Origin of the sequence: Blastococcus carthaginiensis (assembly GCF_030731085.1) — a bacterium.
Classification (GTDB): domain Bacteria; phylum Actinomycetota; class Actinomycetes; order Mycobacteriales; family Geodermatophilaceae; genus Blastococcus; species Blastococcus carthaginiensis.
This window is the reverse complement of sequence record NZ_JASNFN010000034.1, coordinates 34,286-58,420: the sequence shown is the minus strand read 5'-3', so window position 1 is coordinate 58,420 and position 24,135 is coordinate 34,286. Positions and strand designations below refer to the sequence as shown.

At 75.4% G+C, this 24,135-nt stretch carries 22 protein-coding genes and 1 pseudogene; 14 read left to right on the top strand and 9 right to left on the bottom strand.

What is annotated here, in order from left to right; genetic code table 11:
- Window positions 1–16 precede the first annotated feature (16 nt).
- Together QOZ88_RS20370 and QOZ88_RS20365 are read right to left on the bottom strand one after the other, a co-directional pair.
- Complete coding sequence (locus QOZ88_RS20370) at window positions 17–1,315, bottom strand: M24 family metallopeptidase (RefSeq protein WP_306001530.1); 1,299 nt, start codon at window positions 1,313–1,315, stop codon at window positions 17–19.
- A gap of 72 nt (window positions 1,316–1,387) precedes the next feature.
- Complete coding sequence (locus QOZ88_RS20365) at window positions 1,388–2,509, bottom strand: GGDEF domain-containing protein (protein WP_306001529.1); 1,122 nt, start codon at window positions 2,507–2,509, stop codon at window positions 1,388–1,390.
- Window positions 2,510–2,683: 174 nt separating this feature from the next.
- On the opposite strand from QOZ88_RS20365, the gene QOZ88_RS20360 reads away from it, so the two are divergent.
- The 3 genes from QOZ88_RS20360 (at window position 2,684) to QOZ88_RS20350 (ending at window position 4,380) form a co-directional block, all read left to right on the top strand.
- Window positions 2,684–2,866 (top strand): hypothetical protein, encoded by a 183-nt coding sequence (locus QOZ88_RS20360; RefSeq protein ID WP_306001528.1) that lies wholly within the window; start codon window positions 2,684–2,686, stop codon window positions 2,864–2,866.
- A gap of 70 nt (window positions 2,867–2,936) precedes the next feature.
- Window positions 2,937–3,632: an NADPH-dependent F420 reductase gene (gene npdG, locus QOZ88_RS20355; protein WP_306001527.1), complete on the top strand. Its 696-nt coding sequence runs from the start codon at window positions 2,937–2,939 to the stop codon at window positions 3,630–3,632.
- Window positions 3,633–3,690: 58 nt separating this feature from the next.
- Window positions 3,691–4,380, top strand: coding sequence for a helical backbone metal receptor (locus tag QOZ88_RS20350; RefSeq protein ID WP_306001531.1), 690 nt, complete (start codon window positions 3,691–3,693; stop codon window positions 4,378–4,380).
- A gap of 7 nt (window positions 4,381–4,387) precedes the next feature.
- Here QOZ88_RS20350 and QOZ88_RS20345 read toward each other — a convergent pair whose 3' ends face one another.
- On the bottom strand, window positions 4,388–4,993 hold the full coding sequence (locus tag QOZ88_RS20345) for a hypothetical protein (RefSeq protein WP_306001526.1): 606 nt from the start codon (window positions 4,991–4,993) through the stop codon (window positions 4,388–4,390).
- Between the two features lie 63 nt (window positions 4,994–5,056).
- Between QOZ88_RS20345 and QOZ88_RS20340 the strand changes: the two genes are divergently transcribed.
- Entirely contained in the window at window positions 5,057–5,449 is a 393-nt protein-coding gene (locus QOZ88_RS20340) for a DUF2784 domain-containing protein (protein ID WP_306001525.1), read from the top strand.
- On the opposite strand, the gene panB is transcribed toward QOZ88_RS20340, so the two are convergent.
- Genes panB through QOZ88_RS20325 form a run of 3 tightly spaced genes read right to left on the bottom strand, consistent with a single transcriptional unit; the run spans window position 5,406 to window position 9,086 of the window.
- Complete coding sequence (gene panB / locus QOZ88_RS20335; protein ID WP_306001524.1) at window positions 5,406–6,236, bottom strand: 3-methyl-2-oxobutanoate hydroxymethyltransferase; 831 nt, start codon at window positions 6,234–6,236, stop codon at window positions 5,406–5,408. The genes QOZ88_RS20340 and panB overlap by 44 nt on opposite strands.
- Entirely contained in the window at window positions 6,233–8,068 is a 1,836-nt protein-coding gene (locus QOZ88_RS20330; RefSeq protein WP_306001523.1) for an NAD+ synthase, read from the bottom strand. Before QOZ88_RS20330 ends, panB begins: the two co-directional genes overlap by 4 nt.
- 49 nt (window positions 8,069–8,117) lie before the next feature.
- Window positions 8,118–9,086: a universal stress protein gene (locus QOZ88_RS20325; RefSeq protein WP_306001522.1), complete on the bottom strand. Its 969-nt coding sequence runs from the start codon at window positions 9,084–9,086 to the stop codon at window positions 8,118–8,120.
- A gap of 86 nt (window positions 9,087–9,172) precedes the next feature.
- Here QOZ88_RS20325 and QOZ88_RS20320 point away from each other — a divergent pair, with 86 nt between their 5' ends.
- The 6 genes from QOZ88_RS20320 (at window position 9,173) to QOZ88_RS20295 (ending at window position 16,540) form a co-directional block, all read left to right on the top strand.
- Window positions 9,173–9,604, top strand: a complete 432-nt coding sequence (locus tag QOZ88_RS20320; RefSeq protein WP_306001521.1) for a MarR family winged helix-turn-helix transcriptional regulator — start codon at window positions 9,173–9,175, stop codon at window positions 9,602–9,604.
- Between the two features lie 121 nt (window positions 9,605–9,725).
- On the top strand, window positions 9,726–11,066 hold the full coding sequence (gene glnA, locus QOZ88_RS20315; RefSeq protein ID WP_306001520.1) for a type I glutamate--ammonia ligase: 1,341 nt from the start codon (window positions 9,726–9,728) through the stop codon (window positions 11,064–11,066).
- A 93-nt stretch (window positions 11,067–11,159) separates the two neighbouring features.
- Complete coding sequence (locus QOZ88_RS20310) at window positions 11,160–11,891, top strand: type 1 glutamine amidotransferase (protein WP_306001519.1); 732 nt, start codon at window positions 11,160–11,162, stop codon at window positions 11,889–11,891.
- The gene (locus QOZ88_RS20305; RefSeq protein ID WP_306001518.1) at window positions 11,888–14,983 is read left to right on the top strand and encodes a bifunctional [glutamine synthetase] adenylyltransferase/[glutamine synthetase]-adenylyl-L-tyrosine phosphorylase; all 3,096 of its coding nucleotides are present in this window, start codon (window positions 11,888–11,890) and stop codon (window positions 14,981–14,983) included. Before QOZ88_RS20310 ends, QOZ88_RS20305 begins: the two co-directional genes overlap by 4 nt.
- 114 nt (window positions 14,984–15,097) lie before the next feature.
- Window positions 15,098–16,159, top strand: a complete 1,062-nt coding sequence (locus QOZ88_RS20300) for an AMIN-like domain-containing (lipo)protein (RefSeq protein ID WP_306001517.1) — start codon at window positions 15,098–15,100, stop codon at window positions 16,157–16,159.
- Between the two features lie 75 nt (window positions 16,160–16,234).
- Entirely contained in the window at window positions 16,235–16,540 is a 306-nt protein-coding gene (locus tag QOZ88_RS20295) for a CDGSH iron-sulfur domain-containing protein (RefSeq protein ID WP_306001516.1), read from the top strand.
- A gap of 18 nt (window positions 16,541–16,558) precedes the next feature.
- Here QOZ88_RS20295 and QOZ88_RS20290 read toward each other — a convergent pair whose 3' ends face one another.
- Window positions 16,559–18,106 (bottom strand): methyl-accepting chemotaxis protein, encoded by a 1,548-nt coding sequence (locus QOZ88_RS20290; RefSeq protein WP_306001515.1) that lies wholly within the window; start codon window positions 18,104–18,106, stop codon window positions 16,559–16,561.
- Between the two features lie 236 nt (window positions 18,107–18,342).
- Here QOZ88_RS20290 and QOZ88_RS20285 point away from each other — a divergent pair, with 236 nt between their 5' ends.
- Entirely contained in the window at window positions 18,343–19,236 is an 894-nt protein-coding gene (locus QOZ88_RS20285) for a bile acid:sodium symporter family protein (RefSeq protein ID WP_306001514.1), read from the top strand.
- A gap of 9 nt (window positions 19,237–19,245) precedes the next feature.
- Here the strand turns inward: QOZ88_RS20285 and QOZ88_RS20280 are convergent, their stop codons facing one another.
- Entirely contained in the window at window positions 19,246–20,259 is a 1,014-nt protein-coding gene (locus QOZ88_RS20280; protein WP_306001513.1) for an iron-containing redox enzyme family protein, read from the bottom strand.
- 100 nt (window positions 20,260–20,359) lie between these two features.
- Here QOZ88_RS20280 and QOZ88_RS20275 point away from each other — a divergent pair, with 100 nt between their 5' ends.
- On the top strand, window positions 20,360–20,899 hold the full coding sequence (locus tag QOZ88_RS20275; RefSeq protein ID WP_306001512.1) for a DUF1353 domain-containing protein: 540 nt from the start codon (window positions 20,360–20,362) through the stop codon (window positions 20,897–20,899).
- A 12-nt stretch (window positions 20,900–20,911) separates the two neighbouring features.
- Here QOZ88_RS20275 and QOZ88_RS20270 read toward each other — a convergent pair whose 3' ends face one another.
- On the bottom strand, window positions 20,912–22,990 hold the full coding sequence (locus tag QOZ88_RS20270) for a GDSL-type esterase/lipase family protein (RefSeq protein WP_306001511.1): 2,079 nt from the start codon (window positions 22,988–22,990) through the stop codon (window positions 20,912–20,914).
- Between the two features lie 477 nt (window positions 22,991–23,467).
- On the opposite strand from QOZ88_RS20270, the gene QOZ88_RS20265 reads away from it, so the two are divergent.
- Window positions 23,468–23,668, top strand: coding sequence for a hypothetical protein (locus QOZ88_RS20265; protein ID WP_306001510.1), 201 nt, complete (start codon window positions 23,468–23,470; stop codon window positions 23,666–23,668).
- Between the two features lie 21 nt (window positions 23,669–23,689).
- Window positions 23,690–23,923, top strand: a pseudogene (locus QOZ88_RS20260) (OsmC family protein); the annotation flags it as partial.
- Window positions 23,924–24,135: the final 212 nt, after the last annotated feature.

The following is a 24,135-nucleotide window of genomic DNA, read 5'->3' as shown; positions in this document are numbered from 1 at the left end:
GGGCGCGGCGCGGCTGTCAGCCGATGAGCAGGAAGTCGGTCTGCCGCCCGTCGAGGTACTCGACGCCGGCGTCGGTGAGCGCGATGCCCTCCTCGAGCCCCAGCCGGACGCACTGGCCGCCCCACTCGGGCACCGTGCGACGCACGGCGAGCTCCAGGGCGTAGGCCGTGTCCGGGTGCACCGGGTAGTCGCCGGCCCCGGGCACGCCCTGCTGCTGGTCCCACTGGCCGATGGCCGGGCCGGCGCCGTGCCCGTGATAGCCGATGGGGTGGGAGTAGACGTCCCCGTCGAGGCCCTCGTCCGCCGCCGCGGCGCGGGCGGCGGCCAGCACCTCGTTGCCGGTGCGGCCCGGCACCAGCGCGGCCGTGGTGAGCTCCTGCAGCCGGTTGGCCGCCTGCAGGGCGGCGCGCAGCCCGGCGGGGGCGTCGGTCTCGCCCGCGTGCAGGACGTAGGCGTTGCGCTGGGTGTCGGTGCGCAGGCCCAGGCAGCTCAGGCCGACGTCGCAGTGCAGCAGGTCACCGGGCTGCACCACCGCGTCCCCGGGGACGGCGGGGAGCAGCGTGCCGCCGTCCTCGGCCAGCGGCACCCCGGCCCGCTGCAGCAGCACCGACGGCTGGAACCACGGCTCCACACCGAGGTCGTGGAAGCGCTGCCGGATCCACCACGCCACGTCGAGGGGGCTCGTCTCGCCCACCCGCACGACGGCGGGGGAGAAGGCCTCCGCGATCACCTGGTGCACCAGCCGGTTCATCCCGCGCAGCGCGTCGATCTCCTCCGGGAGGCGCGTCTCCAGCCAGCTCACCGCCAGCCGCTCGGCCGAGACCAGCCGCTCGGCGTAGGGGCCCAGCGCCTCGGTGAGCAACCGGTGCTCGGTGTGGGAGAGGCCGTCGGCGAGCGCGAAGTCCTCGGAGACGTCGATGCCGATGCGGCGGGGATCGGCCTGCTCCACGAAGCGGCGGACCTCCGCCCACTGGCCCCGCCCCGCGGGTTCGCGGGGGTCGACGGTCCACGCGGGCAGGAACTGGCCCACCGGGTAGCGGGAGACCGCCGCGGGGGTGACGCCGTCGTCGCTGCGGTGCAGCAGCAGGATCGTGCGCCGCCGGGCGGACAACCAGGACGCCGGCAGCAGCGTGGCGAGGACCGGGTCCTCGTTGTACTCGCGGCCGGCCACGATCCACAGGTCGATGCCCGCCCGGTCCATCAGGCCGGGGAGGACGTCGAGCAGCCGCTGGGTCAACCACCGGTCGCGCACGTCGGCCTGCACGCGCAGCGGAGGCGGCGCCGTGCGCGTCGGGCCGGGCGCGACGAGCGACATGCCCTCAGCCAAGCAGAGAACCGCCGGAACCACCGGTCGAGCGGCCGGCCGTGTAGCGCCGACCGCACCGGTCTAGGAGCTGGTCTCCTCGGCGCGCGGGCTGCGGGCGCGCGGGACCCCCGCGGTGGCCACCCGGTCCCGGCCCTCGCGCTTGGCCCGGTACATCGCCCCGTCGGCCTCGTCGACCAGCCGCCAGAGCGCCGCCACGGCCTCCTCGCCGTCGACCGGGCGGGTGACGGCGAGCCCGATGGAGGCGGTGACACCATGCCCCCCGGCGCCGTGGCCCCGGGCGACGGCCGACCGCAGCCGCTCGGCCAGGTGGCCGGCCTCGGCTGCGTCGCTCACCGACCCCAGGACCACGAGCTCCTCACCCCCGATGCGGGCCAGCACGTCGGCGGGGCGGACGGCGGCCGCGAGGGAGGTGGCGACGGCGCTGAGGACGGCGTCGCCGACGGCGTGCCCGAACTCGTCGTTGAGCCGCTTGAAGTGGTCGAGGTCGAGCACCATGGCGCACACCTGGGTGCCGTCCCGCCGCGCCTGCCGCCACAGGCGGTCGGCCTGCTCGACGAGGTAGCGGCGGTTGTGCAGCCCGGTGAGCGGGTCGATCTGGGTGAGCGTCTCGGTCGCCACCAGCAGGCGCTGCACCCGCCGGCGCAGCAGGAACACCGAGGTCGCCGCGCCGTTCAGCGTGCAGGCGCTCACCCCGACCTGGACACCGAGGGCGAGGGCGCTGTCGTAGCTCGGCCACAGCGCGGCCAGGCAGACGGCGGTCGTCACGGCCATGTGCACGGTGAGCGCCCGCGCCTCCAGGAACCAGGCGGCCGCGAGGGCGGGGAACAGCAGCATGAGCGGGGTGGCGTACCGCAGGGGGTCTTCGATGCAGAGGACCACGACGAGGTAGATCAGGTCACCCAGCAGGACCAGGGCGAGCGTGTGCCCCGGCCCGAGCCGGCCCCGTGCGACCAGCGAGGCGGCGAGGGCGAGGAGCAGCAGCATCGTGCCGGCGTAGGCCCACCGGGCCGCGCCCTCGCGCAGCACGCCGTCCACGACGAGGTTGACCGAGCCCATCAGGGCGCCCGTGGCCAGCAGCACCGCGAGGGTCAGGGCGGCGACGCGGTGCTCCTGGCCGTGCGCGGTCGCCGGCTCCGGGGTGGCGGTGGCCAGGTCAGGGGCTCGCACGTCCGGGCCGGTCACCGCTGCAGGATGCAGCACGAACCGGTGATCCGACACCCCCTGTGCCTCACCGGTCACCGACCGGCGCCCCTTCCGGGTGAGAGCAGAGGGCTGGAGCAGGCGCCGCCGCCGTCCGAGCGGGTCCGCGTGACCGGTGGAAGGCTAGGCGCGTCCGACGAGCGAAGGAGGTCGCGCATGAGCGAGGGGCCCTGGTTCTACTGCCTCAGGCACAACACCGTCGAGCCGCGCGAGGGGTGCGCCGAGCGGCACCGGCTCGGCCCGTACGAGACCCGCGAGGAGGCCGAGCACGCGCTCGCCTCCGTCGCCGAGCGCAACGAGGAGCTCGACGCGGAGGACCGCGAGTGGGACGAGCGCTGAGCTCCGTCCCGGTGGCCAGGCATGATCGGTGCCAGCCGCCGGGTCGTCCGGCGCCGCGGAAGGGGTGGACGTGACGGACGGTCGCGCGGTCGAGGAACTGGTCGTGGGTGTGCTGGGCGGCACCGGTCCGCAGGGGCGCGGGCTGGCCGTGCGGCTGGCCGCCCAGGGGCAGCGGGTGCTGCTGGGCTCCCGGGATGCCGAGCGCGCGGCCGAGGTGGCCGCCGAGGTCGCCGAGCGCGCAGCCACGGTGGCCGGCGGGGTGGAGGTCTCGGTCACCGGCGGCTCGAACGTCGACGTCGCGGGCGCGGCGGACCTGGTCATCGTCGCCGTCCCCTTCGCCGGGCACGCCGCGACGCTCGCCGAGCTGGCGACCCCGCTGGCCGGGAAGATCGTCGTCGACTGCGTCGTGCCCATGGGCTTCGACGAGCTCGGGGCCTACGTGCTCGACGTCGAGGAGGGGAGCGCCGCCCAGCAGGCGGCCGCCCTGCTGCCCGACTCGCACGTGGTCGGCGCCTTCCACCACCTCTCGGCCAAGCTGCTCGAGGACCTCTCCCAGCCCACCATCGACGGCGACGTCATGGTGGTCGGCGACGACCGGGCGTCCATGGACACCGTGCAGGCGCTCGCCGGCCGGCTCCCGGGGATGCGCGGCATCTACGCCGGCCGGCTGCGCAACGCCCGCCAGGTCGAGGCGCTGACGATCAACCTGGTGTCGGTCAACCGCCGGTACAAGGTCCACGCGGGCGTCCGGATCACCGACGTCTGAGTCGCGCGACGACCAGCGGCGGCCCTACGCGGGGCCGCCGCCGCGGCGGGTCGTCTCGCTGGTGCCCTCGCTCACCGAGGCGATCGCCGCGACCGACGCCGGGTTGCTGGCCGGGGCGACCGACTGGTGCACCCACCCGGCGGGGCTCGACCTCCCGCGGGTGGGCGGCACTAAGTGGCCCGACGTCGGCCGGGTGCTCGACCTCGCCCCGGACCTGGTGGTCGCCAACGCCGAGGAGAACCGGGACGAGGACGTCGCCGCGCTGCGCGCCGCCGGCGTGCCGGTGTGGGTGACCGCCCCGGCCACCGTCGAGCAGGCGCTCGACTCGCTCACCCGGCTCTGCGCCGTGCTCGGCCACGCGGACCCGGCCTGGCTGGCCGACGCCCGGGCGGCCTGGGCGTCGCCGGCGCGGTTGCCGGACGTCGCCGCGGTGATCCCGATCTGGCGCCGCCCCTGGATGGTGCTGGGCCGCGACACCTTCGCCGGCGACGTGCTGGCCCGGCTCGGCGTCCGCAACGTCTTCGCGGGCCACGCCGACCGGTACCCGAAGCTCGGCCGGGACGAGCCCGCGACGGTGCCGGCGGAGCTCGTCGTCCTCCCCGACGAGCCCTACGCGTTCACGCCGGAGGACGGGCCGGAGGCGTGGCCCCAGGCGCGGCCGGCGTTCGTGAGCGGGCGGCACCTCACCTGGTACGGCCCCTCGCTCGCCGAGGCGCCCGGGGTGCTGCTGTCCCAGCTCGCGGGCTGACCGGCGCTCAGCTCCCGGCCAGCCGGGCGGCGGCGACGGCGCCGACGAGGATCGCGATCGTCGTCAGGACCTGCACCAGGTACGGGTGGCGGTGCCGCCACGGCAGCTCGTAGACGTTGCGCCAGGCCAGGTCGGCGGGGGTGAGCTCCTCGGGGACGAGCCGCACCGGGGCGCCGACGGCCTCGGCGATGGCGGCCAGCCGGTCCCGGCCCCACCACAGCCCGTCCAGCCGCAGCAGCGGGCGCCGGGCGCCGTCCAGGACGACCAGCAAGCCGGACGGGCGTGCGCCGGCACCATCTCGGAACGCGGGGAGCAGCACCGACTCGGCCACCCGCGACCGCGGCACGGCCCGGGTGCAGAGGAGGTTCCGGCAGCGCAGCTCCTGGCCGGTGACCTGGAGCCGGCCCACGAGCCGCCAGACCGCGACCACCAAGACCGCGAGCCCGAGCGCGGCGGCCGGCACCCAGAGCACGACCGCATCGCCGTCGGCCGCCAGCAAGGCTCCGTTGACAGCCAGCAGCGCCATGAGCAGGAGCTGGGTGGGCGCGACGAAGGCCCGCCCCATCGTGCGCAGCGACGGGCGCAGCTCGACGGTGCCGGCCGAGATGATCACCGCCGGGACCCTAGGCCGGCCGGGTGCACCGCTCAACCCGGGACCGGGTGGCACAGTGGGGGAGTGCTGCTCGCGCACGCGGTGGCGCTCGTGCACGCCGCCGCCGTCCTGTTCATGCTGGTCGGCGCCCTGCTCGCCCTCCGGTGGCCCCGGCTGGTGCTGCTGCACGCCCCCGTCGCCCTGGTGATCCTGGGCGTCAACCTGGCCGGCGCCGACTGCCCGCTCACCGACCTCGAGCTCTGGCTGCGGGAGCGCGCCGGCGCGCCGGCCTACGAGGGTGGTTTCCTGGGCCACTACCTGTTCGACCCGCTCGGGCTGGACGTCGACGCGACCGGCACCCAGCTCGGCATCTACGTGACCGCGTCCGGCGTCAACGCGCTCGGCTACGGGTTGCTGGCCCTCCGGTACGCCGTCAGTCGAACGAGTGCTCCGGCCCCGGGAAGGTCCCGCCCCTGACGTCGTCGGCGAACTCCTGCGCCGCCCGCAGCAGCTCACCCCGCAGGTCGGCGTACTTCTTGACGAACTTCGGCACCCGGCCGCCGTTGAGCCCGGCCATGTCCGGCCACACCAGCACCTGGGCGTCGCAGTCGACCCCGGCCCCGATGCCGATGGTCGGGATGGCGAGCTCCTTCGTCACCTGCGCGGCGATCGTGGCCGGCACCATCTCCAGGACGACGGCGAACGCGCCGGCCTCCTGGACGGCGTGCGCGTCGGTCAGGAGCTGCTCGGCCCCCGCGCCGCGGCCCTGCACCCGGAACCCGCCGAGCGCGTGCTCGCTCTGCGGCGTGAAGCCGATGTGCGCCATCACCGGGATACCGGCGTCGTGCAGCAGCCTGATCTGCGGCGCCACCCGCAGCCCGCCCTCGAGCTTGACCGCCTGGGCCCCGCCCTCCTTCATCATGCGGACGGCGGTCCCGAACGCCTGCTGCGGGCCGGACTCGTAGCTGCCGAAAGGCAGGTCGGCGACGATCAGCGCCCGCGAGGTGGAGCGGGTGACCGCCTTGGTCATCAGCAGGATGTCGTCGACGGTCACCGGCACGGTGCTGGTGTGCCCGAGGACGACGTTGCCGGAGGAGTCGCCCACCAGCATCACCGGGATGCCGGCCTCCTCGAAGACGGCCGCACTGTAGGTGTCGTAGGCGGTGAGCATCGCCCACTTCTCGCCGCGCTGCTTGGCCTGCTGCAGGTGGTGGATGCGCACCCGCGCGGTGGAGGTACCTCCGTACAGCGGTGACTCCGTCATGCCTGGGCTCCCTCGACGACGGTGGGCACGGTCTCCCGCCACCGGTTGGTGACGGGCAGCCGCCGGTCGCGGCCGAACGCCTTGAGGCTGATCTTGGTGCCGGGCGCCGACTGGCGGCGCTTGAACTCGGCGCTGTCCACCAGTCGGAGGACGCGGGCCACCACGTCGGCGTCGTGCCCCCGCTCGAGCAGCTGCGCCAGGCCGAGGTCGCGGTCGACGTAGTCGGCGATCACCGCGTCCAGCTCCTCGTAGGACGGCAGCGAGTCGCTGTCCACCTGGCCCGGCGCCAGCTCGGCCGACGGCGGCTTGTCGATGGAGTTCCGCGGGATCGGCTCGGTCTCCCCCCGCTCGGCGGCGTGCGCGTTGCGCCAGCGGGCCAGCTCCCACACCAGGGTCTTGGGCACGTCCTTGATCGGGGCGAAGCCGCCGGCCGAGTCGCCGTACAGGGTCGAGTAGCCGACGGCGACCTCGCTCTTGTTGCCCGTCGTCAGCAGCAGGTGCCCGTGCTGGTTGGACAGCGCCATGAGCAGGGTGCCGCGCACCCGCGCCTGCAGGTTCTCCGCGGCGACGCCGGAGAGCTCCACCGAGGTCTCGAACGCGTCGACCATCGGCGCGATCGGCACGACCGAGTACTGCAGCCCGGTGCGGCGCGCGAGGTCCTCGGCGTCGGCGAGCGAGTGCTCGCTGGACCACTTCGACGGCAGCCCGACGCCGTGCACCCGGTCGGCGCCGAGTGCGTCGACGGCGAGGGCGGCGCAGACCGCCGAGTCGATGCCGCCGGACAGGCCCAGCACCACCGAGGGCATGCCGTTCTTGTCGATGAAGTCGCGCAGGCCCAGCACCAGCGCCCGCCAGACCTCCTCGCAGTCGCCGAGCGGCTCGGCGACCGTGGCCGGCCGCGCCTCGTAGGCGTCGACCGGCTCGTCGGACAGCACGTGGCGGGTGACGGTCATCGGGCCGATGCGGCCGTCGCGCCGCTCCGGCACCGCCGACGGGTCGAGCGCCAGGTCGACGGTGAGCAGGTGCTCCACGAACTGCGGCGCCCGGGCCAGGAGCTCGCCGGTGGGGGCGACGACCATCGAGTCGCCGTCGAACACCAGCTCGTCCTGGCCGCCGACCTGGTTGCAGTAGAGGATCGCCGCCCGCGCCTCGGCGGCGCGGCGCCGCACGAGCGGCAGCCGGAGGTCGTCCTTGGCGCGTTCGTACGGGGAGGCGTTGGGGGAGACGACGAGGTCCACCCCGGCCTGGCCGGCGACCCCGCACGGCCCGCCCTCGACCCAGAGGTCCTCGCAGACCGTCAGCGCGACGTCGACGCCGTGCAGGCGGACCACGGGCAGCTCGGTGCCGGGCACGAAGTACCGGGCCTCGTCGAAGACGCCGTAGTTGGGCAGGTGCCGCTTGTAGTAGCGGACGACGACGTCGCCACCGTGCAGCAGGGCCGCGGCGTTGCGCGGGGCGCCCCGGCGGGGGTTGGCGTCGCTGGGCCGGTCGTCGTCCGTGGGCGGCTCGTCGACCGGGGCCGGCCCGCTGCCCTCGGTGTGCGCCAGGTACCCGACGACGACGGCCAGCCCGCCCAGCCCCTCTGCGGCCAGCCGCGCGGCGAGGTCGACCAGCGCCTGCTCGCTGGCGCGGGCGAAGGACTCCCGGAGCACCAGGTCCTCCGGCGGGTAGCCGGTCAGCGTCATCTCGGGGAAGACGACGAGGTGGGCCCCCGCCGCGGCCGCCTCCGCCGCCCGGTGGACGACGAGGTCGCTGTTGCCCGCGAGGTCGCCGACCCGCGTGTCGACCTGGGCCAGGGACACCCGCATCTGCACCGGCTGCTGATCGCTCACGCCGCCAGTCTCGTCGTCCGCCGGCTGCGACGGCCAGGTGGGGGTGGAGCTACCTCCGGGCGGCGAGGTGGGTGCGGCCCGCGACCGGGGCCGGTGGGACGACGGCGACCGGTGCGGTTCCCCGCTGGATCAGGTCCCGGCTCACCGATCCGAGGACCGCGGCGCGGGTCGGTCCGCGACGGCGGGCCCCGACCACCACCAGCGCCGCCCCCGCCGCGCTCTCCACCAGCGCGGCGGCCGGGTCCCCCCGCACGGTGTCGACCACGACCGGCACGTCGGGGCAGAGGGCGCGCCAGCGTTCCACCGCGAGCGCCGCGCGCCGGTGGGCGTGGGCCTCGGAGGTGGCGACCGGGGCGGCCATCCCCTCGAGGTCGGCCGGGCGGTCGGCGGTCCAGGCGTGGACCGCGGTGAGGCTCGTCCGGCGCTCCTGCGCACACCGCAGGGCGAAGAGGAGGGCGGCTTCCGAACCCGGCCCGCCGTCGACGCCGACCACGATGCCGCAGCCCGCGTCCGCGGCCCCGCCACCGGGTCGCGTGCGGACGACGGCGACCGGGCAGTGCGCGGCCGCTGCCACCCGCCAGGCCAGCGGCCTGCGCCAGAGCGCCTGCCCGAGCCCTGGTCGCGGCGCGTGCTCCCGCGTGCCGAGGACGAGGAGGCGGGCGGTGCGGCCGGCCTGCAGGAGGACCTGGTCCACCGGGCCGGGCGCCGGGTGCGCGCTCACGTCGACATCCGGTGCCAGCGTCTCGGCCAGGGCGACCGCCCGGTCCAGGACCGCCGCCCCGGTGAGGGAAGGGCGGACCGCGTGCACGACCTGCAGCGGGCACCGCCGCCGCTGCGCTTCGGCGGCCGCCCAGACCAGCGCACCGGTGGGGATCGCGGCGCCCACACCGAGCACCACGGGTGCGGCCCGGGGCCGCAGGCGCCGCGCGACGAGGTCGACCGCGCGGGAGAAGTGCCGGTCGGCGAGCAGGCCGGCCTCGAGGGCCTCGATGGTGCGGTGTTCGGCGTCGCTGAGCACGAGCCCCTCCTCGGGACGGTCCGTCGTCGTATCGTAGTGCGATACATCGCGGACGGGAACTCCGCGCGCCGTGGTGGGATGTGGCGGTGGCACCGCCCGACGACCAGGCCGCAGCGCCGCTGGACAAGCAGGACTTCGAGGCGCTGGCCCGCTTCCGGTTCGGCATCCGGCGCTACCTGCGCTTCAGCGAGGAGATCGTGCGCCGACACGGGCTCACCCCCCAGCAGTACCAGCTGCTCCTGGCGCTCAAGGGCTTCCCGGAGCGGGAGTGGGCCACGGTCCGGGAGCTGGCCGACCGGCTGCAGCTGCGCCACCACAGCGTGGTGGAGCTCGTCGACCGCGCGCAGAAGCAGGACCTGGTGGGGCGGGCGCCGCACCCCGACGACGCCCGCGCGGTGCGGGTGGTCCTCACCGCCGCGGGGGAGGAGGTCCTGGGCCGGCTCGCCTCGCTGCACCGGGCCGAGCTCGGCCGGATGGCCGCCGTGCTGAGCCCGCCGGAGTGGCACTCGCCCGGCTGACCGGTCGCGGTCTCCCGCGACACGTCGTCATGGGGCGCGGGACGGTGTGCGGATCGCCCGGACGGGGCAGGCTTGCGTCGACGTCACACCCCCGAAACGAGCGGACTGGATCATGGCCGGCATGGACCGACAGCAGGAGTTCGTCCTGCGGACCCTGGAAGAGCGCGACATCCGCTTCGTGCGGCTGTGGTTCACCGACGTCTCCGGCTACCTCAAGGCCGTCGCGGTGGCCCCGGCGGAGATCGAGGCGGCGTTCGCCGAGGGCATCGGCTTCGACGGCTCGGCGATCGAGGGCTTCGCCCGGGTCTACGAGTCCGACATGCTGGCCAAGCCCGACCCGGGCACGTTCCAGGTGATGCCGGCCCGCGAGGGCCGTCCCAGCGACACCGCGCGGATGTTCTGCGACATCACGTTGCCCGACGGCTCGCCGTCGTGGGCCGACCCGCGCCACGTGCTGCGCCGGGCGCTGGCCAAGGCCGGCGACATGGGGTTCACCTTCTACACGCACCCCGAGATCGAGTTCTTCCTGCTCAAGGACCTGCCCACCGACGGCACCCCGCCGCAGCCGGCCGACACCGGCGGCTACTTCGACCTGTCGACCCACAACGTGGCGCACGACTTCCGGCGCGAGGCGGTCTTCGCGCTGGAGGCGATGGGCATCTCGGTGGAGTTCAGCCACCACGAGGTGGCCCCGGGGCAGCAGGAGATCGACCTGCGCTACGCCGACGCGCTCTCCATGGCCGACAACATCATGACGCTGCGGCACGTCGTCCGGGAGGTGGCGCTGGCCCAGGGCGTGCACGCGACGTTCATGCCCAAGCCGTTCACCGAGCTCGCCGGCTCGGCGATGCACACCCACCTGTCGCTGTTCGAGGGCGACCGCAACGCCTTCCACGACCCGGCCGAGCCGATGCGGCTGTCGACGACCGGCAAGCAGTTCATCGCGGGCCTGCTGACCCACGCCCGCGAGGTCACCGCCGTCACCAACCAGACGGTGAACTCCTACCGGCGGCTGCTGGCCGGCACCGAGGCCCCGACGGCGGCGACCTGGGGCCGGGCCAACCGCTCGGCGCTGGTCCGCCTGCCGAGCTACAAGCCCAGCAAGGCGCAGTCGGCCCGGGTCGAGGTGCGCTCGCCGGACTCCGCCTGCAACCCCTACCTCACCTTCGCGGTGCTGCTGGCCGCCGGGCTGCGCGGCATCGAGAAGGGGTACGAGCTGCCGCCGGAGGCCGAGGACGACGTCTGGTCGCTCACCGACACCGAGCGGCGCGCGGCCGGGTACGAGGACCTGCCGGTCAGCCTCGGCGAGGCGCTCGCCGCGATGCAGGGCAGCGAGCTGGTCGCCGAGACGCTCGGGGAGCACGTCTTCGAGTTCTTCCTCCGCAACAAGTGGGAGGAGTTCAACTCCTACCGGCAGAACGTCACGCCGTTCGAGCTGCGCCGCTACCTCCCCGGGCTCTGAAAGGACCTCGTCGCCCCCCACGCCTTGCAGGCTCGGCGCGGGTCCCTGCGACGAGGCCGTTCCAGCACCTCACCGGGAACTAGGCTCGGCCGGGTGACCCGCCTGCTCGTCGTCGTCCCCAGCGAGACCGATCCGCCGGCCCGGCTGGGGGAGTGGCTGCGCGCGGCGGGCCTGGAGCTTGACGAGCGCCGGCTGGGCTTCGGTGCCGAGCTGCCCGCCACCCTGGAGGGGTACGACGGGCTGCTCGTGCTGGGCGGGCCGCAGTCGTCGCTGGACGACGAGGCGACCAGCCCCGAGCTCGTCGGCGTGCGGGAGCTGCTCCGGCAGGCGCTCGCCGCGGACCTGCCCACGCTGGCCGTATGCCTGGGCGCCCAGCTGCTGGCCCAGGTCGGCGGGGGCCGCACGCGGGTCGGCGCGGAGGGGCCCGAGGTCGGCGCGACGCTGGTCGCCAAGCGGGACGCCGCCGACGCCGACCCCGTGTTCCGGCCGTTGCCGCTGTCTCCCGACGTGATCCAGTGGCACCACGACGAGATCTCCGAGCTGCCGGCCGGGGCCACCCTGCTGGCCGGCAACCCGCACTACCCGCACCAGGCCTACCGGATGGGCGCCGCCGTCTACGGGCTGCAGTTCCACATCGAGACGACGCCGGAGATGGTGCGGGCCTGGGCCGCGAGCGACCCCGTCGGCGTGGCGGCGAGCCCGCTGGACGTCGAGACGCTGTGCGCCCGGGCCGATGCGGCCCACGACGACCTCGCCGAGGTGTGGCGGCCGTTCGCCGGGCGGTTCGCCGACCTGGTCCGGTCGCGGGCGCAGGTGCGCGCGTGAGCCTGCCGCAGGCGGAGGTCCCGCGGCGGGCGGTGGTCCGCCTCGTCCGGTTCGGCTTCGAGGACGGCGAGCGCGCGGCCCGGCTGCTGTCGGACCCGTCGCTGGGGCTCTGGGACCTCGACCGCAACGAACCGGCCGATCCCGAGGCGGGGCCGGTGGTCGCCGCGCTGGCGCGGGCGGGGGACCCCGATCTCGCCGTCCGCTCGCTGCACCGGCTGGTCGAGGCGCTGGACGCCGAGGACGACACCGGTGGCGCGGCCGCCACGCTGCTGGCCCGGCTGCGCGGCTCCGGTCCCCTGCGCGCCCGGCTGCTCGCCGTCCTGGGCGCGAGCTCGGGGCTGGCCGACCACCTCGCCGCCTACCCGCTGGACTGGGATGTGCTCGACGACGCGAACGGGCCGAGCCGGCCCACCCCGCACGCGCTGGAGCGGCAGCTGCTCGCGGCGGTCGGCGCCGACCCCGACGACCCGCCGTGGGGCGTCCGGCTGGGCTCCGCCGCGCCCGACGCCGGGCCCTCGCGGATCGCCGCCCTCCGGCACGCCTACCGCCGGGCGATCCTGTCCCTCGCCGGGCGCGACCTGGCCGACGGCGTGCCGGCCGAGGAGGCCGCCGCCGAGCTCGCCGACATCGCCGCCGCCGTGCTCACCGCCGGGCTGGCGCTCGCCGTCGCCGAGCAGCCGGAAGACACGGCCGCCTGCCGGCTGTCGGTCGTCGCCCTGGGCAAGACCGGCGGGCGGGAGCTGAACTACGTCAGCGACGTCGACGTCGTCTTCGTGGCCGAACCGGTCGACCCCGGTGACCCCGAGCCGCCGGCGCTGGCCGGCGCCACCCGGGTCGCCGCGTCGCTCATGCGCATCTGCCGGGAGGCGGCCTGGGAGGTCGATGCGGCGCTGCGCCCCGAGGGCAAGGCCGGCGCGCTGGTGCGCACGGTGGCCGGGCACGCCGCCTACTACGAGCAGTGGGCCGACACCTGGGAGTTCCAGGCGCTGCTGAAGATGCGCCCGATCGCCGGGGACCCGCACCTGGGGCGCGGCTACGTCGAGGCGCTGTGGCCGCTGGTGTGGAAGGCCGGTGACCGCCCCGGGTTCGTCGGCCAGGTGCAGGCGATGCGCCGCCGGGTGGAGGCCAACATCCCGCCGGCCCAGGCCGAGCGCGAGCTGAAGCTCGGCCGCGGGGGGCTGCGCGACGTCGAGTTCGCCGTCCAGCTGCTGCAGCTGGTGCACGGCCGGGCCGATCCGACCCTGCGGGTCGGGGGCACCCTGCCGGCGCTGCTGGCGCTGTCGGCCGGGGGCTACGTCGGCCGGGAGGACGCCGCCACGCTGATCGCCTCCTACCGCTTCCTGCGCACCGTCGAGCACCGGCTCCAGCTGCTGCGGCTGCGGCGCACCCACCTGCTGCCCACCGACGAGCAGCAGCTGCGCTGGCTGGCCCGCTCGCTGGGGTACAAGCCCGACCACCGGGGTGACGCCGTCGACGTGCTGCGGGCCGAGCTCGCGCTGCACACCCGCGAGGTGCGGCGGCTGCACGAGAAGCTGTTCTACCGGCCGCTGCTCTCCGCCGTCGCCCGCGTGCCCGGGGAGCGCCTGCACCTGGGCTCGAAGGCGGCCGGTGACTGGCTGCGGGCCCTCGGCTTCGCCGACCCGGAGGGGGCGCTGCGGCACCTGGCGGCCCTCACGGGCGGCGTCTCCCGGTCGGCGTCGATGCAGAAGTACCTGCTGCCGGTGCTGCTGCAGACCTTCGCCTCCTGCCCCGACCCCGATGCCGGGCTGCTGGCCTACCGGCAGGTGAGCGAGGCGCTCGGCGGGAACCAGTGGTACCTCCGCCTGCTGCGCGACGAGGGGCAGGTCGCCGAGCGGCTGGCGCAGCTGCTGGGGTCCAGCCAGTACGTCGCCTCGCTGCTCACCCGCACGCCGGAGGCCCTGCGCCTGCTCGCCGACGACGCCGAGCTGGAGCCGCGGTCGGCGGACACCCTGGCCAAGGCGTGGCGGCAGGCGGCCGGCCGTGCGCCCGATCCGCAGGCCGGGGTGCGGGTCATCCGCGGCCTGCGCCGGCAGGAGCTGCTGCGCATCGCCGCCGCGGACCTGCTCGGCCGGCTCGACGTGCACCGGGTGGGCCGGGCGCTCACCGACGTCGCCGCCGCCACGCTGCGAGCCGGGCTCGATGCCGCCCTGCGGGCGCACGCGCAGGAGGCCCGCGTCGGCGTCGACGACCTGCCGATGGACCTCGCCGTCATCGGCATGGGGCGCCTCGGGGGCGGGGAACTCGGGTTCGGCTCCGACGCCGACGTGCTCTTCGTCCACCGGGCCCGTGCCGGTGCGGAGGAGGCGAAGGCCTCGGCGGCGGCGAACGCCGTCGCCCACACCCTGCGGCGGCTGCTCGCGGAACCGGCCCCCGACCCGGCGTTCGAGATCGACGCCGATCTGCGGCCCGAGGGCCGGCAGGGCGCCCTGGTGCGCAGCCTCCCCGCCTTCCGGGAGTACTACCAGCGCTGGGTGTCGGTGTGGGAGGTGCAGGCGCTGCTGCGCGCCGTCCCCGTCGCCGGCGACGAGCAGCTGGGCGCGGAGTTCGTGGCACTCGTCGACCCGGTCCGCTACCCGGCCGACGGGCTCTCCGCGGAGCAGGTCGCCGAGATCCGCCGGATCAAGGCACGGGTGGAGCGCGAGCGGCTGCCGCGCGGGGCCGACCCCGCCACCCACACCAAGCTCGGCCGCGGCGGGCTGGCCGACGTCGAGTGGACCGCCCAGCTGCTCCAGCTGCAGCACGCCGCGCGGGTGCCGGCGCTGCGCGTCCCCTCCACCGTGGAGGCGCTGGCCGCGCTCGCCGAGGAGGGCCTGCTGCACGGGGACCAGGCCGAGGCCCTCACCGCGGCGTGGGAGCTGGCCACCCGGTCGCGCAACGCGATCTTCCTCGTGCGCGGGCGCCCCAGCGACCAGCTGCCCCGGCCGGGCCTGGAGCTGGGCGGGGTCGCCCGCGCCTGCGGGTACGGCGCCGACGACGAACCCGGCCGGTTCCTCGACGACTACCGGCGCACCACCCGGCACGCGCGCACGGTCGTCGAGCAGGTCTTCTACGGGCAGCCGGCCCCGGGCTGAGCCGCCGAGCGCATGACGATCGGGTGGCATCACACGGCCCGGAGGGTTCGGCCCGGGCGGTGCTGGCAATGGGGACGGGGGCCCGACGTCCCAGAGACCCAGTCAGGATCTTCGATGCGCCTCCTCCCCATCGGGCTCTGCGCGGCCGTGCTCCTCACCGCGTGCGGGACCGACGAGGCCCCGCCCGCCGGCGCCGGGTCCACGACGTCGGCGACCACGACCGCGCCTGATGTCGAGGAGGCGGTGGAGCCCGTCGGGGAGGGCAGCGCCGACGAGTCCGTCGCGGCGGGCGACGGGCCGCCGGTGACCCTGACCGACGTGCGGCTGGCTGCCCACGGGGAGTTCGACCGGGTCGTGTTCGAGCTGGCCGGCGAGGGCGAGGCCGGCTGGCGGGTGGCCTATACCGGGGATCCGCGGGCACAGGGTTCCGGGGCACCGGTCGAGGTCCCCGGGGACGCGGTCCTGGGCATCACGCTGACCAACATCGCGCTCCCGGGCGACGCACCGCAGGACGTGGCGGCGTGGGAGGGGGCCTCGCGGCTGACGGTCGCCGACGCCGCGGTGCTGGACGCCCTGGTCGAGGACACCCTGTTCGAGGGGCGCTACACCTTCTTCGCCGGGCTGGACGCGCGGCGGCCGTTCGCCGTCGCCGCTCTCGACGAACCGCAGCGCATCGTGGTCGACCTCCTCGCCGAGGAGCCGGTGGAACCGGAGGCCCTCGCGGAGCGCTGCGAGAGCCCGGCGGGCTTCGCCGTCTCCTATCCGGAGGCGTGGTCGGTGAACGCGGGGACGGAGGTGCCGGCCTGCACCCGCTTCGCGCCCGACTCGTTCACCGTGCCGCCGGCCTCGGACGCCCGGGTGGCACCGGTGAGCGTGCGGGTGGAGGGCATCCCGTTCGACCGGGTGGCCACGACGGGGAGCGGTGAGGTGCTGAGCCGGGGCGAGACCACGATCGACGGCCGGCCCGCCGTGCGCATCGAGCAGGTGACCGCGGGGGAGGGGCTCTGGCCCGGAGGGGTCCCGATCACCAGCTACGTCGTCGACCTCGCGGCCGAGGACGGCGAGCCCCGGACGCTCGTCCTCGACACGGTGGGGCTCCCGCGGTTCGACTACCCGCGCAACGTCGACGTCCTGGACCGCATGGTGGCGACGCTGACCTTCCCGGGCGGCAGCTGACCCCCTGCGGCGACCGCCGGGTTCGCCGCGGGAGCGGCGGGGCATGCTGGGGGCGTGTCGCCATCACCGTCGGCCGTGCCCGAGCCGTCCGAGGAGCCCGCCGCCGGGACCGACCCCGGTGAGGAGCGGGCGGACGGCGCCACGATCACGCCCTACCGCGACGGACCGCTCATCGTGCGCGGCAGCTTCCGCCTGCAGGACCAGGACGGGGTCGAGATCGACCCGGGGCGCGACACCATCGCGCTGTGCCGGTGCGGCAAGTCGGGCATCAAGCCGTTCTGCGACGGCTCGCACAAGCGGTCCGGGTTCTCGGCGTCGAGCGCACCGAGCCGGCCCCGGCCGGCCGCGCAGATCCTGCGGGACGGGCGCCGGGAGAGCTGACCCGGCGCCCGTCCCGGTTCAGCGGGCGGCCTCGAACGCCCGCGCCATGCGGACCTGCTCCTCGAGGATCTCGGCGATGCGGGCCTGCACGGCATCCAGCTGCCCGATGACCGCGCTCGTGGCGTTGATGCCGGTGGTGACCGACTCGGTGCCGGCCTGGATGCCGGCGACCTGCTCGGAGACCCGGCTGGTCGCCTGGGCGGTCTCCCGGGCGAGTTCCTTGACCTCGTTGGCCACCACGGCGAAGCCCTTGCCGGACTCCCCGGCGCGGGCGGCCTCGATCGTGGCGTTGAGCGCGAGCAGGTTGGTCTGGTCGGCGATGGCGGAGATGATCCGGATGACGTCGCCGACGGCGGACGAGGCGCTGGCCAGGGCCTCCACCTGCGTGGTCATCGCCGAGGCCTCGGCGACGGCGTTCTCGGCGACCCGCCCGGCGTCGTCCGCCGCCTCGCGCAGCCGCGACACCGTCTCCAGCAGCTCCCGGGAGTTGGCCCGGTCGGCCTCGGCGCGGCGGAGGATGTCCAGGCGCTGGGAGACCAGCTCCTGCACGTTGCGCAGCGCCGCGGCGCGTGACTCGGACAGGTCGATGGTCTCGGTCACGAAGAAGTCCATCGTCCCGACGACGCGCCCGTCGCAGGTGATGGGGAAGCAGACGCCGGAGCGCACCCCGGCCCGCTGCGCGGCGGGTGCGCGGACGCAGTCGGTGACCTGCGCGAGGTCGCGGACGAAGACCAGGTCGCGGGAGCGCCACGCCCGCCCGGACAGGCCCACGCCCTCGGCGAAGCTGGCGCCCAGGGTGACCTGCCGGAACTCCTCGCCCGCCGAGCCGGACTCGACGGCGAAGCGGAGCACGCGCTGCTCCTCGTCGAGCGCCCAGAAGGAGCCGTAGGCCCAGCCGAACGCGGTGCGGACGGTCTCGAGAGCGACCCGCAGTGCGGTCGCCTCGTCGCCCGCCTCGCCGACCCGGGCGACGACGGTGGTGACCGCCTCCCGGTCGTCGAGGGTCTCGCGGAGCTGGGCGGTGGCGAGCGCGCTGCGCCGGGCGTGGGCGACCAGCCGGCCCAGGGCCTGCCACTTCTCCCCGCGTCCGCCGAAGAACGGCAGCTCGCACTCGCTGTAGTACTCCAGGACGGCGGTCACCTGGTTGCCCTCGACGACGGGCAGGAAGCAGCCCTGGCGGGCGCCGGCCGCGTGGGCGGTGGCCCACCGCGGGCACGTGCCGGTGGGCGTGCTCCCGTCCATGAGGACCGGGATGCGCCGGCGCAGGGCCTCGCCGCCGTAACCGGCTCCCGCCACCATGACCTCACCGGTGGGCCACCCGGTGGCCATGGCGCCGGCGGCCGAGCCCTCGGACACCCGCAGGACGAAGCCGCCGTTCCCGTCGGGCAGCCAGGCGGCGCCGTAGCTCAGCTGGAGGACGTCGACGAGTGCGGTCATGACCCGCCGGTGGGCGTCGAGCTCGCCGGCCACGTCGCCCTCGAGCGCGGCGATGACGCGCTCCAGCGCCTCGACGTCGCGCGGCTGCTCCGCCGGCTCCGCCGTCCGACGCGTCTCCCGCCTGCGCATGAACCCTCCCGTGGCCCCCGCCGCACCCTGATGGGGCACGGTCCGATCGCAGCGGAGGTTTCGGTTCGTGACCGCGGTTGTTGAGCCGTATCCGAGACGAACCGGGCACGGAAGGCCGCTCCGCCCCGGGGGTGAGGCTCCGGGCGGGTCGGTTGCCCGATGCGACCCGCATCGCACAGGATGCGCAGGACGCCCTGCCCGGCGGGCTCGACGGCCGGTGCCCGATCGGAGGATCCATGGATTCCGCGCTCACCGCCGTCGCGCTGCCGCTGGCGCTGGCCGTCGTCATGTTCGGGCTGGGCCTCTCGCTCACCACCGGCGACTTCACCCGCATCGCCCGGCAGCCCAAGGCGGTCGTGATCGCCCTGGCGCTGCAGCTGCTCGTCCTGCCGGTGATCTGCTTCGGGCTGGTGCTGCTGTTCGACCTGCCGCCGCTGCTGGCGGTCGGCATGCTGCTGCTGGCGGCCTCGCCCGGCGGCACCACCGCCAACCTGTTCAGCCACCTCTACCGGGGGGACGTGGCGCTCAACATCAGCCTCACCGCGCTGAACTCCGTCATCGCCGTCGTCACGCTGCCGGTGGTCACCAACCTGGCGATCGGGTGGTTCGAGCCGCCGGGCGCCGGCAGCCTGGGGCTGCAGTTCGGCAAGACGCTGCAGGTCTTCGCGATCGTGCTCGTCCCCGTGGCGCTCGGCATGCTGGTGCGCCGGTCGGCGCCGGGGTTCGCCGACCGCTCGGACAAGCCGGTGCGCATCCTGTCGGCGGTGGTCCTGGCCCTGGTGATCGTCGGGACCATGGTGGCCGAGCGGGAGAACGTCGGGGGCTACCTGCGCGACGTCGGCCTGCCGGCGCTCGCCTTCTGCCTCGCCAGCCTGGCGGTCGGGTACACGGTGCCCCGGCTGCTCGGCATCGGGCAGCGGCAGGCGATCGCCAGCTCCTTCGAGATCGGCATCCACAACAGCACCCTGGCGATCGCCGTCGCCATCAGCGTGCTGGACAGCGTCGAGCTGGCCGTGCCCGCCGCGGTCTACGGCGTGCTGATGTTCCCCGTGGCCGCGTCCTTCGGCTGGCTCATCACGCGCAACCGCACCGTCGCCGCGGAGCGCGACGAGGCGGTGCCGGCCGGGTAGCCGGCGCGCTCAGGCCGCGAGGGCGGGCCGACGGCGCAGCCCCGAGGCGCCGGCCCCCCACGCGCCCAGCAGGTGGTGGGCCGCCAGGCCGTCCATGGCCAGCGAGCTGGCGGCCCCGAACAGCACGTCGGGCACCAGTTCCGGCTCGTCCGCGACGAGCGAGCCGCACATGTCCACCGAGGCGATCTGCTCGTGCACCGCGTCGGCCTCCACGTGCTCGTCGTAGAAGACGGTGGTCCGCTCGCCGAAGCCCAACCGGCGCAGCCCGGCCGAGTACCGCCGGCTGGGCTCGGAGGAGGTCATCTCCACCGCCGCCAGGTGCCCCAGCGCCGCCCCCCGCCAGCGGCGGTGCAGCCCGAACAGCGACATCGTGTTGACCGACGCGAACGCCACCGCGGGCGCGTCGTCCCACAGGGCCCCGTAGCCGGCGTCCAACCCCAGGTCGCGCATGAGCCCGGCGAACAGCTCGCTGTGCATCCGCTCGGCCGAGCCGCCGCCGTACTCGTCGGCCTGGATCTCCACCATGGCCGCCTTCGCGCGCCCGGAGAGCCGGGGGACGGCGAACGTGTGCGGGTCGGCCTCCTTGAGGTGGTAGACCGACCGGAGGACGAGGTACTCCCGCCACTGCTCGAGCGTGCCCTGCTTGGCCATGTACGCCGAGAGCGAGGGGCCGTCGTCAGCGGCGATGAGGGCGGTCAGCTGCTGGTCGATCGGGTCACCGGTGACGGCGACCTCGCCCACGAGTTCGCGCAGCGCGGTGAGGTGGGCCCGCTCCAGACCGGCGCGCAGCCGGAGCAGCTCGGGGTTCCACTCCCAGTCCTCCGGCACGCCCTCGAAGCCGCGGTAGTGGAGCTCGTAGCAGACGGCGAGGCTCAGCTGCAGGTCGTCGTCGGTGAGCGCCCCGGCGGGTCCGGCGTCCAGCCGCTCGGCGCACTCCCGCGTCGCCACCGAGAGGTCGGAGCGCGTGGTGAGGTCGCGGGCGAGGGCGTCCCCGAGGGGCCCCCGTGGTTCGGGCAGGCGCATGATCGCCAGCATGCCCACCGGGGGCCGGTTCGATGCACCGGTGGGTGTGATGTCACCCGGCCGGCCACGAGGACGCCGGGGTGCCGACGGAGGGGGAGCAGTGCCGTTCGAGTCCGACGACGTCGTCGTGCGGCGGCTGGACGACGTCCGCTGGACGGTCGTCGAGCCGCTGGTCTACCGGGGGAAGCGCGACCGGTTCGTCGTCCCGGCCGGCTTCCCCACCGATTTCGCGACGGTGCCGCGCGTGGTGGTGTGGCTGGTGCCGCGCTTCGGGCGGTACACGGCCGCCGCGATCCTGCACGACTGGCTGGTCACCGCGGGCATCACCAGCGGCGCGGTGAACGCCCGGGAGGCCGACGGCATCTTCCGGCGGGTGCTGCGGGAGAGCGGGGTGCCGGTGGTGCGCCGCTGGCTCATGTGGTGCGCCGTGCGGTGGGGCGCCCTCGGCGACCCGGTCCGGGGCGAGGGGTGGTGGCGCAGCGCGCCGGGCGTGCTCGGCATCTCGGTGCTCGCGGCGCCGGTGGTGGTGCCGCCGGCCGTGCTCATCGCGGTGGCGCTGACGGTCTACGGCCTGGCCGAGACCGCCGTGGGGCTGGTCACCGGCCGCCCGCCGGAGGACGCCGGCTCGATGCGGACCTGAGGCCGGCCCACCTCAGCCGGCGGCCAGGAACCGGTCGAGCGCCGCGGCGATCTGCGCGTGGCCGGCCGCGGTCGGGTGCACCCCGTCGCCGGACATGCCGAAGTCCGGGATCGCGGAGAGGTCGGCGAAGGCGTACCCCTGCTCGGCCGCGACGCCGGCCATGGCGTCGAGGTAGGCCTGCCACGCGGCGGCGGGGGCGTCGCTGCGCGGCGGGTAGCCGACGATCACGACCGACGGGTCGGGGCCGGCGTCCGGGCCGAGGAGGTGCGCGATCGTCGCGGTCAGGTACTCGCGGAACTGGGCGGCGCTGAAGCCGGCGACGACGTCGTTGTAGCCGAGCGCCACCACGACGAGGTGCGGTGCGGCGGCGGCGACGGCCTGGCCGTGCTGCGGCGCCGTGGGGCGGTGGGCGTAGTCCTCGGCCTGCCAGCCGGAGTGGCCGGCCTCCCACAGGCGGACGCCGGCGGCCTCGTCGCCGTCGTACACGCTGATGCCCTCGACCAGGACGGTGCGGCCGCTGGTGTTGGTGAGGGTGACCGTGTGCGTCCCGCGGGGGAGCGGGGGCGAGGTCCAGCTGCCGCCGTCGCTCGGGGTCCAGCCCCCGCCGTTGGTCGCCACCGGGATGCCCGGCCCGCCGTCGACGGAGACGGTGATCGCCCCGGTGTTGAGGCTGCCGGCGTAGTGCAGCTCGAACGACGTGCCGGTGAACGTGGTGGTCATGGAGTTGCCGGCTCCGGAGGGCATGTGGTTGGCGCGCATGCCGAAGCCGTACTGGGAGCCCAGCGTGGGCGTCCCGCCGAAGGTGAAGCGATCGGCCATGCCACCGGCGGCGTAGTACGCCGGCACGTAGCCCTCGCCACCGAGGACGCCGGCCGGCTGGTACCGGTCGCGCAGCAGGCGCAGCAACCCGTCCACCCACCGGTTGCCCTTGCCCACGTCGCGGCCCTCGGTGACCGAGTCGCCGACGACGACGACGTCGAGCGGGCCGCGGCCGGCGGCGCTGTCGGCGCGGGCGGCGCGGTAGGCGGCCAGCGCCGCGGTACCGGCCGGCGGCGGCGTGGTGGTCGGTGCGGTCGTGGTGGTCGGTGCCGTCGTGGTGGTGGGCGCGGAAGTGGTCGTGGTCGGGGTGGTGGTGGGTGCCGTGGTGGTGGGTGCCGTCGTGGTGGTGGGCGCGGGGGTGGTCGTGGTCGGTGCCGTGGTGGTCGGCGCGGGTGCGAGGGCCGGCGAGGCGGCGATCTCCCGCGCCGCCTGCAGGAGCAGGGAGCGGTAGCCGGTGCCGGCGTGGATCCGCGACGCCTCCTTCAGCGCCGACAGGGACGGGCTGACGCCGCGCTGGAGCAGGCGCACGGGGTCGAAGTCGCACGCGACGTCCCGGGCGAGGCAGAGGTCGAGGACCGGTGGCGCCGCCGCCACGTCCCGCCCGCCCGGCAGCAGCGCGGTGCGCACCCCCTGGGCGGCCGCCGGCGCGGTTCCGCGGCGGGTGGCGGCGGTCTGCGCCACCCGGTCGCCGTCGGCCACGAGCACGGTGGCGGCGACGCGCGCGAGCAGGCCGGCGCGACCGTCGTCCGCCAGCCGGGCGAGCGCCCCGTGCAGCACCATGGCGCCCTGCGAGTAGCCGGCCAGGACGAAGCTCGCGCCGGCGCAGCGGGCGTGCAGCGCGGACATCTGCTCGACGGCGGAGACCACGCCCTGGTCGACGCTGCGGGTGTAGGTCGCCAGGTTCCCGGTCCGGTAGCGCTCCATCGCCGCGTCCCGCCGGGCGGGATCGGCCAGCGCGGTCAGCTCGCTCCGCGACGGCGTCAGCACGCCGATCGAGGTGGGGGAGTGCGCGACGGCCAGGCTCTGCACCACCAGCGTGCCGCCGTACCGGGCCGTCAGTTCGCGCTCGAGCGAGTCGGCGAAGTAGTCGGCGTTCGTGCCCATGCCGCGGTTGGTCGTCGTGACCGGATCCGTGGAGCCGCGTGCCCCCACGACCACGACGTCCGGGCAGTCGTCGGCCGCCGAACCGGCGGCCAGCGTGACGACGGCGGACGAGGTGAGCAGCGCGACGACCCCCACGGCCGTCAGCGCGCTCCGGCGTGCAAGGCCCACGACAGGCTCCCCCCGTGACCGGGATGGGCAGCGTGCGGCGGGCGAGGGCCGCCGGGTGCGCATCCGCCTGAGGCTGCGGACGGTACGCCGCGGCGCGGCCCCGGGCTACGGTCCCGGAAACGAGGAGACCTGGGGCTGCCGGACTGCTGGCGTTCCGCCCGCCCGAGGCGAGCAGCCGGGCGGCATCGCCGTCGCAGGTCCTGCACATCGGCCCGGGGCGTTGCCACATGGTGCGCTGCGTCCACCCGGAGGTCGAGGTGAGAACACAGCAGCCCCGCCGACTGCCTCGGCATCGTGCACCGGACCCGCACCGGACGGCGGAGGACCGGAAGGTCCGCTGCCGAGCACCGGAGCCACGCCGTCCGGTCATCCGCCGGCCCGACCCGGCACCACGGCCGACGGCATCCCGCCTCGCGGGCACCCGTGCCGAGCGGGATGGTGGAAAGCGGCATGGCCGGCGAGCAGCAAGGAGGATTCATGGGTGACATCGCGTACGTATCCGAGGTGAGGGTCGAACGCATCGGGGGGTCGCTGCGGGCGGCGTACCTGCCGGGCGAGGAGCAGCCGACGATCTACGGCATGCACGGTGCGATCGCCGAGCACTACGGCGCCCAGCCCGGGCAGTTCGAGAGCCATGCGGCGACGATCGACCACCTGGTGGGCGCGGCGCTCGGTTAGCTCACCGGGACGTTCGCCGGAGCCCTGGCGGCTCGGCGGATCGACCCCACCGGTCTGGTGGGGCACGCCCGAGGTGAGGTCGAACTGGACGGCAAGGTGCTCGTGATCAGACGGATCGCGGTCACCTACCGCGGGCTGAGCGTCGCGGACGAGGACGCCGAGAAGGTCGAACGGGTGCTGGCGGTCCATGCCAAGAGCTGCCCGGTCGCGCGGAGCCTCGAGGGGGCGATCGAGATCACCACGCAGCTGGGCTGACCCGGGTCAGCCCAGCTGCTGGCGAGTTCGTCCAGGTCACCGGCGCGCAACGCCGGTGACCTGGACGGCTGCGGGTAGGGGTGCCTGCGCGGTCGATCCAGGCCGTGGCCAGTCCGTCGCGCCCGTCACGGGGGTGTGCAGGGACGGCGCCGGGCGCAGCACAGCCCCCGCCAGGGGGACCCGGGGAAAACCTGGCGGGGGCCGCGCGGACG